Annotated in this window: 15 protein-coding genes and 1 pseudogene; 9 read left to right on the forward strand and 7 right to left on the reverse strand. The window is 39.6% G+C overall.

The annotated features are described in order from the left end of the window. Window positions 1-2: 2 nt before the first annotated feature. From fliF to LS69_RS08810, 7 genes are read left to right on the forward strand one after another with little or no spacing between them, the layout of a single operon-like run. On the forward strand, window positions 3-1718 hold the full coding sequence (fliF, locus tag LS69_RS08780; RefSeq protein WP_138124184.1) for a flagellar basal-body MS-ring/collar protein FliF: 1716 nt from the start codon (window positions 3-5) through the stop codon (window positions 1716-1718). Next, window positions 1718-2752, forward strand: a complete 1035-nt coding sequence (gene fliG / locus LS69_RS08785; protein ID WP_138124186.1) for a flagellar motor switch protein FliG — start codon at window positions 1718-1720, stop codon at window positions 2750-2752. Before fliF ends, fliG begins: the two co-directional genes overlap by 1 nt. Beyond that, entirely contained in the window at window positions 2745-3584 is an 840-nt protein-coding gene (gene fliH, locus LS69_RS08790; protein WP_138124188.1) for a flagellar assembly protein FliH, read from the forward strand. The genes fliG and fliH overlap by 8 nt, the downstream gene beginning before the upstream one ends. Then, on the forward strand, window positions 3584-5482 hold the full coding sequence (dxs, locus tag LS69_RS08795; RefSeq protein WP_138124190.1) for a 1-deoxy-D-xylulose-5-phosphate synthase: 1899 nt from the start codon (window positions 3584-3586) through the stop codon (window positions 5480-5482). The genes fliH and dxs overlap by 1 nt, the downstream gene beginning before the upstream one ends. Beyond that, the gene (locus LS69_RS08800; protein ID WP_138124192.1) at window positions 5470-6219 is read left to right on the forward strand and encodes a VacJ family lipoprotein; all 750 of its coding nucleotides are present in this window, start codon (window positions 5470-5472) and stop codon (window positions 6217-6219) included. The genes dxs and LS69_RS08800 overlap by 13 nt, the downstream gene beginning before the upstream one ends. Continuing rightward, a complete protein-coding gene (locus LS69_RS08805) occupies window positions 6219-6857 on the forward strand; it encodes an ABC transporter substrate-binding protein (RefSeq protein WP_238699284.1) in 639 nt (212 codons plus the stop codon). Before LS69_RS08800 ends, LS69_RS08805 begins: the two co-directional genes overlap by 1 nt. After that, entirely contained in the window at window positions 6838-9279 is a 2442-nt protein-coding gene (locus tag LS69_RS08810) for an MMPL family transporter (protein WP_238699285.1), read from the forward strand. Before LS69_RS08805 ends, LS69_RS08810 begins: the two co-directional genes overlap by 20 nt. A 32-nt stretch (window positions 9280-9311) precedes the next feature. Here LS69_RS08810 and recJ read toward each other — a convergent pair whose 3' ends face one another. The 6 genes from recJ to LS69_RS08840 all read right to left on the reverse strand — a co-directional run bounded on the left by recJ (window position 9312) and on the right by LS69_RS08840 (window position 14518). After that, complete coding sequence (recJ, locus tag LS69_RS08815; RefSeq protein WP_138124194.1) at window positions 9312-10901, reverse strand: single-stranded-DNA-specific exonuclease RecJ; 1590 nt, start codon at window positions 10899-10901, stop codon at window positions 9312-9314. Continuing rightward, the gene (locus LS69_RS08820) at window positions 10898-12556 is read right to left on the reverse strand and encodes a CTP synthase (protein ID WP_138124196.1); all 1659 of its coding nucleotides are present in this window, start codon (window positions 12554-12556) and stop codon (window positions 10898-10900) included. Before LS69_RS08820 ends, recJ begins: the two co-directional genes overlap by 4 nt. 179 nt (window positions 12557-12735) lie before the next feature. After that, a complete protein-coding gene (locus LS69_RS08825) occupies window positions 12736-13017 on the reverse strand; it encodes a hypothetical protein (protein ID WP_138124198.1) in 282 nt (93 codons plus the stop codon). Between the two features lie 152 nt (window positions 13018-13169). Further along, window positions 13170-13667: a hypothetical protein gene (locus LS69_RS08830; protein ID WP_138124200.1), complete on the reverse strand. Its 498-nt coding sequence runs from the start codon at window positions 13665-13667 to the stop codon at window positions 13170-13172. A 12-nt stretch (window positions 13668-13679) separates the two neighbouring features. Continuing rightward, window positions 13680-14006: a glycosyltransferase family A protein gene (locus tag LS69_RS08835; protein ID WP_138124202.1), complete on the reverse strand. Its 327-nt coding sequence runs from the start codon at window positions 14004-14006 to the stop codon at window positions 13680-13682. A 146-nt stretch (window positions 14007-14152) separates the two neighbouring features. Next, window positions 14153-14518 (reverse strand): helix-turn-helix domain-containing protein, encoded by a 366-nt coding sequence (locus LS69_RS08840; RefSeq protein ID WP_138124204.1) that lies wholly within the window; start codon window positions 14516-14518, stop codon window positions 14153-14155. Window positions 14519-14675: 157 nt separating this feature from the next. Between LS69_RS08840 and LS69_RS08845 the strand changes: the two are divergent. Continuing rightward, window positions 14676-15268 (forward strand): annotated as a pseudogene (locus tag LS69_RS08845) (NAD(P)H-dependent oxidoreductase). Window positions 15269-15415: 147 nt separating this feature from the next. Then, window positions 15416-15778, forward strand: coding sequence for a nuclear transport factor 2 family protein (locus LS69_RS08850; RefSeq protein ID WP_138124206.1), 363 nt, complete (start codon window positions 15416-15418; stop codon window positions 15776-15778). A 197-nt stretch (window positions 15779-15975) separates the two neighbouring features. On the opposite strand, the gene LS69_RS08855 is transcribed toward LS69_RS08850, so the two are convergent. After that, a partial coding sequence (locus tag LS69_RS08855; RefSeq protein WP_238699286.1) for a phage baseplate assembly protein V occupies window positions 15976-16911 on the reverse strand: 936 nt, incomplete at its 5' end.

Genomic DNA, 16911 nt, shown 5'->3' on the forward strand with positions numbered 1-16911 from the left:
CATTGGATTTACGAGCATTATTTGACCAAATTAGAAGCCTTTATAAGCGACTTAATCAAAAACAAAAAATCGTCATTCTAGCGACTATTGTCGCCGTAGTTGGCTTTATTGCCGCTCTTGTCGTGTGGAACTCCACCAACAAAGCAGGAGTTTTATATCCGGGCTATGCAGTGCTGTTTGAAGGTGTAAGCCCTGAAGATGGCGCATTAATCGTCCAACAACTCCAACAAGACAAAATCCCTTACAAAATCCCAAAAGACAATACGATTCTGATTCCACAAGAATATGTCTATGAAGAACGAATGAAACTAGCAAGTAACGGAATCCCAAAAAGCAGTAAGATAGGTTTTGAAATCTTTGATACAAAAGATTTTGGAGCAACCGACTTTGACCAACGCATTAAATATTTACGCGCTTTAGAGGGAGAATTATCACGCACGATTGAAAGTCTTGCGCCAATTCAAAAAGCAACTGTGCATCTTGCACAGCCGGAAAAAACCGTGTTTGTAAGCGAACAAACTCCCCCAACCGCTTCTGTTGTCCTTGCTTTCAAACCCGCGCAGACTTTAACTCCAAAGCAAATTTCAGGAATCAAAAACATCGTCTCCTCTGCGATTCCAAACTTGACAATTGAAAATGTAGAAGTTGTCAATGAAAAAGGTGAACCTTTAAGCGAATTAGACGAATTAGGAGGAGCGAGAGAACTTGCAGCCGCGCAATTACGCTACAAAACAAACTTTGAACAGGCTTTAGAAGAAAAAATTGTCAATATCCTAGCACCTATTACAGGTGGCAGAGAGGGCGTTGTGGCAAAGGTTACAGCGGAGTTTGACTTCGCCCAAAAAGAAAGCACACAAGAATATTACGATCCTAACAATGTCGTGCGCAGTATCCAAGATTTGGAAGAAAGACGCGAAGGATTCCGCCCCAAAGAAATCGGTGGCGTTCCGGGAGTTGTTAGCAATATTGGACCTGTGCAAGGTTTAGAAGACGATGATACAAAAGAAAAATACGAGAAAACCCAAAACACCACTAACTTTGAAATCAGCAAGACAATTTCAAATATCAAAGGAGAGTTTGCTACGATTCGTAGGCTTTCCGCTGCGGTTGTTGTAGATGGTAAATATTCTAGAGAGCTTGATGAAGAAGGCGTAGAAAAGCTAGAATACACCGCCTTAAATGATGAAGAAATGGAACAAATCTCCGCGCTTGTGCGTCAAGCAATTGGTTATAGCCAACAACGAGGTGATGAAGTTTCTGTGAGCAATTTCCAGCTTAATGGACAATTATCAGGATTCAAAGCACGCACACCTTTAGAGAGATTCCTTGAAACTGCGTCTTCACTCTTAGCACCTTTTATGCCGCTGCTTAAATATGTTATCGTAGGCTTGATTCTATTTTTCTTCTACAAGAAAGTCATTGTTCCGTTCAGTGAGCGTATGCTTGAAGCACGAGCTGATGAAGAAGAAGAATTGGAATCCCTTATTAAAATTGACGAAGATGAAGAAGAAAACAACGACCGCCTTAACGAAGTGCGTCGCAGAATTGAAGACCAACTTGGCTTTGGTGGAGGCAATGAAGATGAAATCAAATACAATGTATTATTAGAAAAAATCAAGGAAATTGCTATGGAAAAACCTGCTGAACTTGCAAATCTTTTTCAAACTCTAGTGCATGATGAACTAGGGCTTGATGGTATGAGCGGAGGAAAACACTAATGCCTTCTATTACGCTAAGCCCACGACAACAGGCACAATATGATGAATTTTCAATGGCGGAAAAAATTGCGATTTTGCTTGTGCAATTAGGAGATGAAATCACAGGTGAAATTTTCTCCAATTTGGATTTGGATTCTATTACAGAAGTTTCCAAATACATTGCCCAAAATTCAGGAATAGACAAGGCACTTGGTGGAGCGGTTTTAGAAGAATTTTATGCGATTTTTCAATCCAATCAATACATTTCCACAGGTGGTTTTGAATATGCTAAAGAATTGCTTTATCGCACACTAGGACCAGAAGCAGCTAAAAAAGTCTTGGACAAACTTGCCAAATCCATGCAATCTTCCCAAAACTTTGCTTATCTCTCACGTGTGCGCCCACAACAGCTTTCAGACTTTATTATACACGAACACCCGCAAACCATTGCGCTAATCCTCGCCCATATGGACCCCACCAATGCGGCAGAGACGCTAAATTTCTTCTCTGATGACTTACGCGCAGAAATTGCGATTCGTATGGCAAATTTAGGAGATATTTCGCCCAATGTCGTCAAACGCGTCTCCACGGTGTTAGAAAACAAACTAGAATCTTTGACAAGCTACAAAGTAGAAGTGGGCGGAATCCGAGCAGTTGCGGAAGTTTTCAACCGACTAGGGCAAAAAGCCGCCAAAGCGACGATTGCCTATATTGAACAAATTGACGACCAACTCGCCGCGGCAATCAAAGAAATGATGTTTACTTTTGAAGACATTGAAAAGCTTGATAACAACGCAATTCGTGAGATTCTCAAAATCATTGACAAAAAAGATTTGATTTTAGCACTCAAAGCCTCTCCAGAAGAGTTAAAGCAAAAGTTTATGGGCAATATGTCGCAAAGAGCGGGGGAACAATTTTTAGAGGAAATGCAGTTTTTAGGCGCAGTCAAGGTCAAAGATGTTGAAGCGGCACAACGCAGAATCGTAGAAACCGTCCAATCGCTTTCAGAGCAAGGCATTATCCAAATCGGCGAACAAGAGGATACCATTGAATAATATAAACGAACATGAAAACATCATCACAGAGGCACACAAAGAAAGGCATGACATTAAGAAATATAATTTTAGAAATATGGAAATTTCTAATAAAATAGAAACGCCCATGCCACCAAAAACAGAACCACAAGTCAGCGAAGCGACACCACAACCCACTATGCAAGCTGTAGAAGAAACGCCAAAATCCGCAGAACCCAGCGTTGATGCTCCCGCACTAAAACTCTTTGAAACCGAAGTGATTGATAAGATTCTACAAAAAAGCGATGTTTTAGCGCAATCCTTGCAAAAGCTTCAAGAACAATTTGACAAACAAGAAAAGGAAATCAGCCAAAAAGTCGAAGCTGCAAAAGCTGAAGCCAAAGAACAAGGAATCAATGAGGGCTACCAAAAAGCAAAACAAGAATTAGAAGCACAAATCAATAGTCAGCGGGAACTTTATGGGGTAAGCATTCAACGCATTGACAATCAAATCGCAGAATCCAAAAACCATATTTTGGGACTAGAAAAAGAACTAAGCTCCATTGCGCTTGACATCGCAAAAGAAGTCATCGCCGCAGAAGTCAGCACTAATAGCGCGAAAATCGCTTCTTCTTTGGCGCGTTCGTTATTGCAAGATTTATCGCAAAACGCACAAATCACGCTCAAAGTCTTCCCCGGAGACCTAGAAGAACTCAAGGAATCCCTAAAGGATTTAAATCACATTACACTAGAGGCAGACCAAGCAATCGCCAAAGGTGGGGTTGTGATTCTAAGTAGTGAGGGCAATATTGACGGAGATATTTTCGTTCGTTTTGAAACTCTGAAAAAATCCATTTTGGAGAATAAGCTCTAATGCCTTTAGATTCCAAGTATTTAAAAATTTTGCAGCAAAACGAATTTAGCGAAGAGGATTTTGCCTCTCTTAATGAACTCGCACAAAAAATTCGCGACAGAATCCTAGAAGTCGTCTCCAAAAATGGAGGGCATCTAAGCTCAACTTTAGGCGCGGTGGAGTTAATCATCGGTATGCACTGCGTGTTTGAAAATCCTAAAAATCCCTTTATTTTTGATGTTAGTCATCAAGCCTATGCACATAAGCTTCTAACCGGTCGTTGGGATAGCTTTGAAACATTGCGCCAAAGGGACGGAATTAGCGGTTTTACTAAGCCAAGCGAGAGTGAGCAAGACTATTTTATCGCCGGACACAGCTCCACTTCTATTTCTTTAGGTGTGGGCGCGGCGAAAGCATTTTCACTCAAAAAGCTAGACAATCTTCCTGTGGTGCTTATCGGTGATGGAGCGATGAGCGCGGGACTTGCCTATGAAGCCCTCAATGAGCTTGGCGACCATAAATATCCTATGGTAATCATTCTCAACGACAACGAAATGAGCATCGCAGAACCTATTGGAGCAATCAGTAAATATCTCTCCCAAGCAATTGCGGGTAAATTCACACAAAATATTAAAACCAAAATTGACAATATCATCAACAATATGCCAAACGCTACCTATCTTGCTAAGAGATTTGAAGAATCCCTCAAACTCATCACGCCCGGAATGCTTTTTGAAGAATTGGGGCTAGATTATATCGGACCTATTGATGGACATAATCTCAAAGAAATCATTAAAGCCCTGCGCCTTGCCAAAAGCATTAAAAAGCCTATCGTCGTGCATGCCCAAACCCTCAAAGGCAAGGGATATTCCCCCGCTGAAGGGCATTTAGAACAATGGCATGGCGTCAGCCCTTTTGATAGACAAAATGGCACAATTCTATCCAAAGCCAACACAAAATCCCCTACGCAAGTCTTTTCGCAAACTTTGTCAGAAATCGCCAAAGAGGATTCCAAAGTCGTAGGAATCACTGCTGCAATGCCTAGCGGAACGGGGCTTGATTTGTTAATCAAAGAATTTCCTGACCGCTTTTGGGATGTCGCAATCGCAGAACAACACGCGACAACTCAAGCGAGTTCCCTTGCTAAAGAGGGTTTTAAACCTTTTGTTGTAATTTATTCCACTTTCTTACAACGCGCATTTGACCAAATTATCCATGATGTTGGCATTATGCAAACGCCTGTAAAATTTGCGATTGACCGCGCTGGAATCGTGGGAGAAGATGGGGAAACACATCAAGGTGTTTTTGATATTGCTTATTTAAATATGATTCCGCATTTTGTGATTTTCGCTCCACGAGACCAAGCGACACTTAAACTTGCTGTGCGATTCGCAAACGACCTTTTAGACGCTCCTTGCGCCTTTCGCTATCCGCGAAAATCTTTCAAACTCGCAGAAGAAATCTTCCCTGCAACCCCATTTAAACGAGGAAAGCTAGAGATTCTAAAGGAATCCGCAGAGCAAAATCCCAAAAATAAAATCTTACTATTAGGCTTTGGCAATGGCGTAGGACGCGCATATTCTTGTATGTTGGAGCTTGAAAAGCAAGGGATTCTTTGCACACTTGCAGATTTGCGTTTTGTGAAGCCTTTGGATTTAGAATCCTTAATGCAATTAGCGCAAACCCATTCGCGTTGGTTTGTTTTTAGCGATAGTGCAAAAATTGGTGGCGTAGGGCATATTCTAAGTGCATTTGCACAAGAACACCACCTTGCAATTTCCATTGATTCTTTTGAATTTGAAGATGCTTTTATCCCACATGGAAAGGTAGAAGCGATAGAAGAACAATTAGAACTCACCACGCAACAGCTCACCCAACGAATCCTGCGGAATTTACAAGGAGATTTATGCGATCATTGATTGTTATTTTTTTATTAAGCACTTTTGTCTGTGCACAAGATTCTATGGGGCTAAACACTGCGCCAATCCAACCTCAAGAAGAATTTTTGAACGACTTTGAAGTGGAATACAGCTCCACACCCAATACGATAAATGACCCTTTAATGGGTTATAATCGCTTGATGCACAATATTAACACCGGCATTTATAACTACGCGCTAAGCCCTGCATTGGACGCTTATAACTACGTTACTCCTGTGGGATTAAGGATTGGAATCTATAACTTTTTTGACAATCTCGCCGCCCCACTGCGATTCCTTGCAATCCTACTTGCTGGAGAACCCAAAAACGCAATGGACGAGTTAGGACGCTTCGCACTTAATTCCACTGCTGGAATCTTAGGCATTTTTGATATTGCTTCAGAAAATGGCTTGTATTCTCATCGCAATGACTTTGGCATTACCTTTGGTAAATGGGGCATAGGAGGAGGATTCCATTTTGTGTTACCACTTTTAGGTCCAAGCAATTTACGCGATACGATTGCGCTACCTTTGAATGCGTTTGCCTATCCGACAAATTACATTGAACCTAGCGAACTAGCCATTGGGCTAGGCGTATTGGAAGCTGGAAACTATATGGCGCGACATAAAGCGACTTTGGATTCTATGTATCAAGATTCGCTTGATAGCTATCTTTTATTTCGCAACGCTTACGAACAAAGACGCGCGCAATTAATTTCAGAGACAAAAGGACAATGATGAAAACTTCAAAACTTTTAGTTAGATTCTCTTTACTTTTAGGCTTATTTTCTTGTCTTGCTTTTGGGTTAGAATTAAGCGAAATTGATAACACAATGACGCAAAACATTCAAAAAACAATGAATATTTTGCAAAAAACTACATCGGCAAACCCTAAAGATTCCACACTCTCCAATGCACAAGCGCAACAAATCGCCAAAGAAATTTTTACGCTTTTTGATTCTATTTTTGATTATTCCCTTATGGCGCAACTCTCACTTTCTCAAGAATACAAAACCCTTTCAGAATCGCAAAAATCAGAATACACTCGCGCCTTTGAACAAAATCTCAAAAAAAGTTTCACCGACAAACTTAGGCTCTACAAAGACGAAAATATGGAAGTTGTAGGCGGAGAACAAACTAAATCCAATCGCTACAATCTCAAAACCACAATGGTTTTAGACGGGAAGCTAAATTCTATTATTTTTAAATTTTACGATAATAAAGGGGATTGGAAAATCTACGATGTGGATATTTTGGGAATTAGCGTGATTCAAACCTATCGTTCCCAATTTAGCGATATTCTAGCACATAGTGATTTCCAAACACTCCTTACTAAACTCAAAAGCGAAATTACCTTTGAATCCCCAAAGCAATAGTTTCTCTTTGATTTTGCGATTCTATCTCGCAATCCTAAATGCGCCTAAAACCGCGCTTTTTTGCTGTATTATGGCGTTTTTTATTTTTGGCTTTTTCGCACTCAAACTCCCAATTAACGCGAGTTCTGATAGCCTCATATTAGAAAATGACAAAGACTTTAAAACCTATGAATCCATTGCTAAAAATTACGCAGCAAAGGATTTCTTAATCCTCGCCTTAAGCCCAAAAAATGGCGATGTTTTCGCGCAAGATTCTCTTGCAGTCTTGCAATCCCTAACACAAGACTTAATGGAGATTCCACAAATTGATGAAGTTTTAAGCATTTTAAATGCACCCTTGCTCAAAAGTGCACACAATCTCTCTTGGCAAGAATCCTTAAAGGAAAATCTCACCCTACTTTCTCCCCAAACAGATTCCAAACTCGCAAGAGAGGAGATTCTCCCTCACCCTTTTTATTCGCAAAATCTAATTTCAAAAGACGCAAAAACAGCTGGAATCGTGATTTATCTTAAAAACAATCCACATTTAACTTATTTAAGGGAGCTTAAAAGCGCGACTACCGACGAATCCGAAAAAAAAGAGATTCAAAAGCTCATTGAAATAGAAAAAGAAAAAGTCCAAACACAAGAGAATCAAACCATCGCCGCGCTTAAAAATTTGCAAAACAAATACGAAAACCTGCAAATTGGCGGAATCCCGCTCATCGCAAGTGATATGATAGCCTATGTCAAATCCGACCTTATCACCTATGGAACGAGCCTAAGCCTGATTTTAGCAGGAATGCTTTGGGTGTTTTTTAGGGCTTTGCGATTCGTGTTTTTGACGCTTTTTATCTGCCTTTTTACTCTTGTTGTCAGTAGCGGAATCTTCGCAGCCCTTGGCTATCAAATCACGGTGATTTCTTCTAATTATGTCTCTTTGCTATTGATTATCAATGTCTCTTTGGTGGTGCATTTAATCGTCTCTTATTTAGAGTTTTATTCCAAATTCCCCAAAGCTTCCCAAAAAAATCTCCTTTGTGCGGCACTTTTGACCAAACAAATGCCAAGCCTCTTTGCGGCACTTACTACGATGATTGGATTCTTTAGTCTTATTTTTTCTAATATTTTGCCCATTATTCATTTAGGAATCGTAATGAGCCTTGGCGTGAGCGTTGCCTTGCTCTTTTCATTCGTTCTATTTGCAAGTATGTTGGCACTTTTGCCCAAACCAAAACAAACCGCCAAACTCTCAACCAAACAACAAAACTTTTTAAGATTCTGCGCGACTTTGGCGATAAATAAGCCCAAAATCATCTATTTTCTCGCATTTCTTTGCCTACTTTTTAGCCTTTATGGAATCCAAAATCTAAAAGTTGAAAATAGTTTTGTCAATTATTTCAAAGATTCCAGTCTCATCAAACAAGGCTTGTTAAAGATTGACAAAGATTTAGGTGGCACCGTGCCTTTGGAGATTCTCCTCACATTCCCCACAAAAGCACAGGATGCAGAGAGTTTAGACGATGATTTTGAAGCGGAATTTAACGCGCTAGAATCGCAGGATTCTTATTGGTTTGATAGCCAAAAGCTGCGTCTTGCTAAAATGGTGCATTCTTATTTGCAAAGCAATCCTTATGTGGGTTCTACTTTAAGTCTACACAGCTTGGTGCATTTGATAGAGGGTCTAGGTGTTAATGCCGATGATTTCACCCTTGCATTTCTCTACAAAAATGCGCAAGATTCGTTAAAATCGCAACTTTTCACCCCTTATGCCAATTTAGAACAAAACCAACTACGATTTGTTTTGCGCACATTTGATTCCAAACCCGACTTAAGGCGCGATGAGTTCATCACCCAAATCACTAAAGATTTAGAATCTTTACTTGCTAATGAAAAAGTGCAACTCCAAGTCAATGGCGCAATGGTTTTGTATAACAACCTACTTCAAAGCCTTATCACTTCTCAAGTGGATACTTTAAGCTTTGTGATTGGAATCATTTTTTTAGTTTTCTTGCTGATTTTTAGAAGCCTCAAACTCGCCCTTATCGCACTAATAACAAATCTGATTCCTTTAGGGGCGATTTTTGGAATCTTAGGGTTTAGTGGGATTCCATTGGATCTTATGGGCATTACGATTGCGGCGATTTCGCTAGGAATCGGTGTAGATGATGTGATTCACTATATCCACCGCTTCAAAGTAGAAGCCAAAAACCATTCCATACAAACTGCAATTCTCCAATCCCACGATTCTATCGGAAGTGCAATGTATTATACGACTTTGATTATCGTAGTTGGATTTTGTGCGATGATGAGTAGCAACTTTATCCCAACAATCTACTTTGGATTCCTCACTACTCTTGTAATGCTTCTTATGTTGCTTAGTGCGCTGGTTTTGCTGCCCACTTTGTTAAATAACTTCTATCCAACCAGGACAAAAAGCTAAGACTTATGCCCAAGCCTTGATAAGATTCTGCGTTACAAAAACTCATAATATTCAAGGTTTAAAACTACATTGCTATTGTATTTATCCCATTGTAGCGAATAAACGCAACCGATTCTTTTTCCAATGCTTTCGCGCAAATCCTTAAAAAACACCAAAGCATTCTGCGTCGCCCCCTCTTCTTGCAATCGCACACTGCTATGCCCTGCCCCAAAATATCTTGAACTCACAATCTCTGCTTCTGTGTAGAATCTAGGCAATGCGTTTTGATGCCCAAAAGGCTCAAAGGCTTGAATCCTCTCAAACAATTCTGTATTGATGAAGCGCAGTGGCAATCTTCCCAAAACTTCCTTAAAACAAGCAATTTGTGATTGCTCTTCTTGCATTTGTGGAATCTCAAAAGCCATGAGCTTTGCCCTAAAGTCTTCCAAATCTTCTAATTTCAAACTCAATCCCGCCGCGCCAATATGCCCACCAAATGCAATCAAAGAATCCTTACAAGCCCCTAAAACCTGCATACAATCTACACTCAAAGATCGCATACTTCCCTTTAAGATTCCGTCTTTCAAACTCAAAACAATGCTTGGCTTCCCAAACTCCTCACTAAGCCTTGCCGCGATGATTCCAATAATCCCCTCATGCCAATCTTCCTTGAAACTAAGGATAAAAGGAAGATTCGCGGAATCCTTTTGGGAGAGGAACATTTCCTTCGCCTCTTCATAAGTCGCGTTTTGGAGAGATTTGCGCTTCGCATTCCAATCCAATAATTGCGCAAGAGTTTGCTTGGACTGCGCCAAATTCTCCGCCACTAAAAAACGATAAGCCAATATTGCGCAATCCATTCTACCTGCGCAGTTTAGTAAAGGCGCGATATAATAGCTAATGAGCTGTGCATCTAAATTATGCTTTGAAAATTGCTCTTTTAACTGAATCATCGCGATTCTCTTGCTCTTACGCAACATTTCTAAGCCTTTTTTAAGTAACACACGATTGATTCCGCGCAAAGGCATTACATCGCTAACAATCGCGAGTGAGAGTAAATCCAAAAACTCCACCATTTGCACTTGCAAACGCATTTCATTTTTAAGCGCAGCACACAAATACCACGCAACACACGCACCACAGATTTCAGGCTCTGGAAACTTCGGGGATAGCTTTGGATTGCAAATCAAAGCCTCTGGTAATGTGGCTTGTGGAGTGTGATGGTCAGTAATTAGGAGTTCAATGCCTCTTTTTTTGCAAATCTCTGCTGCTTCTATTGCGTTGATTCCATTATCCACGGTGATAATCATATCACAATCCAAACGCGCAATTACCGAAGCTGACAAGCCATAACCATCAGAAAAACGATTCGGAATCTCTACTTGGATTGGAAAAGAAAGCTTTTTAAAAAACTCATCAAGAATTGCGCACGACACCACGCCATCTACATCATAATCCCCTACAATCACGATTCTTTTGTTATCCCTAATGGCTTGGGAGATTTTTTGAGCGATTTGCGGCAGATTTTCAAGACTTTCTGGCAATGGCAAGTCTTTTAGACTTAAAATCGTATCGTCCGCAAAACGACTTGCAAGTTTGGATTCTATTTGCTCTAAGTCTAGCAGTTCAAAATGCGGAATCAAAGAGAATCTTTAATACTACTTTTGCTAAAAGCCAAAGATTGTTTGATAAATTCAAAAATCACTAGATTAGGTGCTTGGAGGCGAGAAGTAAATTCTGGGTGGAATTGCACCGCCACAAACCAAGGGTGTTCTTGAATCTCAATCGCTTCAATCAGCCCATTACTCTCTCCACTTACAATGAAGCCTTGGGATTCTAATTGCGCACGATATTTTGGATTGGCTTCATAGCGATGGCGATGCCTTTCTTTGACGATTTTTTGCCCTTGATAAGCCGCTTGTAATTTACTGCCCTCTTTTGTGTGGCATTCATACTCGCCTAAACGCATTGTCCCACCCATTGGCGAAGTGTGTGTGCGGATTTGCTGTTCGCCACTTTGGTCTATGAAATTTTCTATCAAATAAATTACAGGTTCTTTGGTTTGCGGGTTAAACTCCATAGAATCCGCTTCTTGGATTCCAAGCACATTGCGACAAAATTCCAAAATAGCGAGTTGCATACCCAAACAAATCCCCAAAAATGGAATCTTATTCACTCTAGCAAATTCAATTGCTTTCATTTTCCCTGCGATACCGCGCTCACCAAATCCACCCGGAACTAGGATTCCATTGACATATTTTAGGCTATTCAATGCCTCTTCGTTGGTTTCTAGCTCCTCACTATCAATCCATTGAATATTGACTTTAGTATCCCAATTCGCCCCTGCGTGGATTAAAGCTTCTGTTAAGGATTTATAGGATTCTTTAAGGGTCAAATATTTGCCCACAAAAGCAATCGTTACTTCTTCTTGTGGAGCTAGAATCTGCTTGACTAGCAAATCCCATTCTTTCATATCAGGCTTAAATTCAGGTAGCTTTAAAAATCTAGCAATCGGCACTAAAACTCCCTCTTTTAAGAAATTTAGCGGCATTTGATAGATACTCTTCGCATCTTGCGCCATAATCACACAATCATAATCCACATCGCAACTCATTGAAAGCTTATTCTTTAGCTCTTTTGGAATCTCTTTTTCAGTGCGAGCAATGATGATTTGTGGCGTGATTCCGATTCTGCGCAATTCTTGCACACTATGTTGTGTAGGCTTTGTTTTAAGCTCACCTGCTGCGCGAATCAATGGAATCAGAGTTACATGCAAACTAATCACGCGCTCAATCCCATATTCGTGCTTCATTTCACGCATTGCTTCTAAGAAAGGCAAACCCTCAATGTCCCCAACCGTGCCTCCCAACTCCACGACCAAAATTTCTTTGCCTTCTCCTGCGAGGACGATTCTGCGTTTAATCTCATCTACAATATGCGGAATCACTTGAATGGTTTTGCCCAAATACCCGCCTTTGCGCTCTCTATCAATCACGCTTAGATAAACTTGCCCTGTTGTGAAGTTGTTTTTGGAGGAAAAATTCATATTCAAAAAGCGTTCATAATGCCCAATATCCAAATCTGTTTCCGCGCCATCGTGAGTTACAAACACTTCTCCATGCTCTAGCGGACTCATCGTGCCGGGATCTACATTGATATAAGGATCAATCTTTAAGATTCCAACTTCAAAGCCAGAGTTTTTTAACAAAGTTGCAATAGATGATGAAGTGATTCCTTTGCCTAACGAACTTAAGACGCCACCGGTTACGAAGATATATTTTGTTTCAAATTTGGACATTACAAACCTCTGAAATTAAAAACGCAATTATACTTTTTGGCAAGTTAATTTTTGCTTTTTAGATTCCGCAAGGAAATTTTTTAATCTGCATTTTAAGATTCCGCAATGGAATCCCGCTACTGCGCCATTACAAACGAGCGTCCGCAAGTGTGGCGATCCATAGTCTTAAATCTTTTAAGTTAAATTTTGCGATTCTTTTTAAATTCACGATAAATTCCAAAAGCCTTAAAAACAAATAGTAGCGGATTTTTTAGCATAGATTCACCCATTTTATAGCTTAAAGTTTGCTTGACTTTTAATGCCTCTTGATAGTCGCTATAAATCTCTAATGGCTCGGGCTTTAACTCCGGAGATTGTGCATAAAGCGTGTTTAAAGTATCCAAATACAACTTATGCGACAAAGCTATCAACCCAAGCGTAAAGGGTAGTTTTAGAATCTTTAGGGGAGATTGTGCACACACTAATGCGCTGCCTAGTTTTTGAAAGCTAAGTGATTTTGGAAACTTTTAACCGCTCCTTTTGGAGGTGTTTTGGTTTGCAAAATTTGTGTAATCCACTATACTCTCCACTTCTAAAATATGCTCTAAAGTATGCAAATGCCACTTCGCTTGAGCTACAAAAACCCCTTATGTGTAGGCAAAACGCGCTTAAAATGATAATGAATACTATCAGTAACAAAACCACAAAACTCTTTTCTTAGCTCTTTTAACAAATCTTGAGAGAGTAAAAAACTCTCCACATCACGCATAAAAACAAAACTATCCATCACGCCCTCTCCGCGCGAATAGCCGCCATTTGTGATATTGCCATTCCAAACGCGATAATAATACAAACCCTCTTTTAAAATCGCGATTTTTCTCGCTAAGATGATGCTTTTTACATGCATTAAAACATCATCAAAGACACAATATTCGGGATAAAGCTTATCATTCAATACAAGGGAATGCAAAAACTCGTAAGAATAGAATTTAAACCAACTAGGAAAACGCGCGAAAATCTGCCCTCTAATCTCACGATAAGTGCAACACTGCCCCTCTATCTTATAAAAGTTATTAGAATATGCTTCCCGGATTCCGCGTTCATCGCTCCTCCAAGCTCCACATAATGCCAAAGACGCACCTGTTTATTTTAAGAGAGTGTAGAATTTCTCCAAAAGCTGCAAATCTAGCCAATCATCACCATCGCAAAAATATACAAACTCTGCTTTCACGCGTTTAAATCCCTCATTCCTCGCGCTTCCAGCTCCACCATTTGCCTTATCTACAACCTCTATGCGAGAATCATTTCTCGCGTATTCTTGAGCTATTTCAAGGCTAGAATCCTCCGAGCCATCATTAACTAAAATAATCTGCAAATCCCGCAAACTCTGCGCAATCACAGAATCCAAACATTGCCTAAGGTGTTTTGAAACATTATAAAGCGGTATGACAACGGCAACTTTTGCGCTCATTGCAGACTTCCAAACAACGCTCTGCAACGGCAAATAAGCATTAAATTATCAAAAAATGGGGGGGGGGGGGCAAACCTTTGGGAGCTGTGAATCATACATAAACCTTGCAACAAAATAAAGCTAAAATTATAAACCCAAAAGAATGATTAAACCTTGTCTGTCTTCTCTTGACATTTCTGATTCTCCTTGCCCCATTCGCATAGAGAATCTAAAATCGGAATCAAAGATTTTCCTTTTTCCGAGAGGCGATATTCTACCTTTGGCGGAATCTGCGGGTATTCTTTGCGTTCAATTAGTGCATCTTGTTCTAGTTCTTTTAAAACATTCGTGAGAGTTTTAAAAGAGATTCCAACAAGATAGCGTTTGAGTTCATTATAGCGCACAACCTCATAGCAAAATAGGCAATACAAAATGCTCATCTTGTATTTACCTGCAATCAACGAAAGCGTATAAGCAAAGGGCGAATCCGACAAACAAGCATTATGAATCTGATTTCGTGGTGCTTCTTGCATTTTTTTCCTTACATATCTTAAGCTATTAGTAATTATACTCTCTTTTTGGAGTGTATCACACTTTATTTTCCGTATTGTGCTTTTGCAAAGTTTAATTTATAATTTTACAGAATTTTTGCAAATATGCAAAGATTCAATCCAACGCAAAGGAATATCAATGCAAAAAGCTTTATTGCTCAATGGTGGCAAAGCGTTTTATGAATCTGGCGGGAGACTTAGTGCCACTCTGCAATCTGTGGCAAAAGAGACTTTAGAATCTCTAGGGATTAAAGTGCTTAAAACAGAGATTGACAAGGGCTATGATGACGCGCAAGAAGCAGAAAAGATTCTGCAAGCGGATTGTTTGATTTGGCAGTTTCCGGGCTGGTGGATGGGTGAGCCTTATATTGTCAAAGAATACATTGATAAAGTCTTTATGGCGGGGGCTTCCACAGGGAAATTCATCACCGGAGATGGACGCCATAGAGATAATCCTACCAAAAACTACGGCAGAGGCGGATTAATGCGGGGCAAAAATATCTCTTTAGCACGACTTGGAATGCCCCTTTGGAGGCTTTTATAGACAAAAATGAGTTTTTTGGTGGAATCGGGATTGATGGGGTGAATTTGCATTTGCACAAAGCCCATGAATTTTTAGGAATGTCGGCACTGCCTAGTTTTACCTGCTATGATGTGATGAAAAATCCACAAGTAGAGCGATATATCGCAGACTATAAAGCACATTTACGCAAAGTTTTTGGCAATGCGTAACAATAAGCAAAAAGCTAGAACGCGAAATACCAAGCGCAGGAAGTTTTAAAAACTTCTTTGAAAATTATAGGCTTATTAGCTTTTAGCAGTAACACAGCAAGTTTATTCGCAAAATCAAATCAATTCAAGCAAACAAAAGGAGCAAAAATGACAAAATTAAGTGATTATGAAGCAGTTATCAACACGATAAATTTTTACACAACAGGCGCAATCAAAGGCAAAAGAGAAATAGCAGAAAAAGCTTTCACAAAAGATGCCACAATGTATGGAGCAAACAAAGACGGCTCTACTGCAAGTGGAAGTATTAAAAATCTTTACAAAGGGCTTGAAACAAGCGGAGAAGCAAAAGAGTGCGAATCCCACATTGATGTGCTTTATATCAACAAAAATATTGCGTCTGTGCGCGTGGTGATGGAAGATTGGCATGGGTTAAATTTCACCGATTTGCACCAACTCTTTAAAATCAATGGGGAATGGAAAATCGTTTCAAAAACCTACCAAGCGTATTAAAGGCTAGTTTTGGCTGTGTTGCTTTCTTTGATTTACTATAAGCTTTAAGACTTAATTAGAGTAATAAACAAAGCAAGAGAGCAACTATAACCCAACCTTTATCCAAATACCTCCTTTGGCATTTTTAAATCCCAAATTTTCGTCGCAGGATTCCAAACAATCTGAAGCAATAAGATTCTTTAGAGGCAAACCCCATATTACTCTATTCGCACTTTTCCTTTGATACAAATACCCTCTGCGTTTATTTTAATCTCATTTTCTCCCACTTTTAGCGTAATTTGCTTATCGTCTGCATAAATCTCTGTTTTGTCTCCCAAAGTCGTTTTAAAGTCTTTTGGTGAAGCGATTGCAATACCATTTTGCGCTTGGATTAAAAATTTCTCCAAACTTTGATGTGCGATATTTTGTGCTTCAATCACTAACATTTTATTAGCCAAAATCCCCATAGATTGCTTAGTTGAAATATTTAGGACATTAGAACTCGCGAGCGATACTTCTCCTTTGGAGCTTAGATTCAAACCCTGTTCTGTGTGGATATTCCCACTTGCGCTACCAAAAATATCAAAATTTCCCTGATGACATTGTGCGCTTTTGCCTTTGATTTCTACTTTTTTATCGTTTCCTACATATTCACTAGAATCCTTAGCAATTCTTGTTGTGTTGTTTGCTCCTACATTGAGTGTATTACTTAATCCTACATTGGTATCCTTAGAGAGTGCTACATTGGTAAGATATTCTCCGCCGATATTGACATTCTTTGCCAAATCTATGGTTTGGAAATGAGCCTTTTTGATTCTTTCTTGATAGATTCCCTCCACTTTAGAATCCTTATTGTTTTCAATTCTTTGCGTGAAATTATGTTTAATCAATTCTTGATAATCTTTTTGGGCTTGAAGATAGATTTGCTCTTGATTCTTTAAGCTAGAGAGTGTGATTTGATTTATTCCCTCTTCTATTGCATTATCCTCTTGATTGAGGGTTCTCGCGCTAAAACTTGTTTGATGAAAGTCCAATGGTAAGTTAGGCAAAGCAGGATTACTCTGATTATACAAACTCCCACTCACATAAGGTTTATCTATATCATCATCTAAAAAAGAAATAATGACTTCATCACCTACTCTTGGAATATGAAA

The organism is Helicobacter sp. MIT 05-5294 (assembly GCF_000765675.1).
In the GTDB taxonomy this organism is placed as follows: domain Bacteria; phylum Campylobacterota; class Campylobacteria; order Campylobacterales; family Helicobacteraceae; genus Helicobacter_D.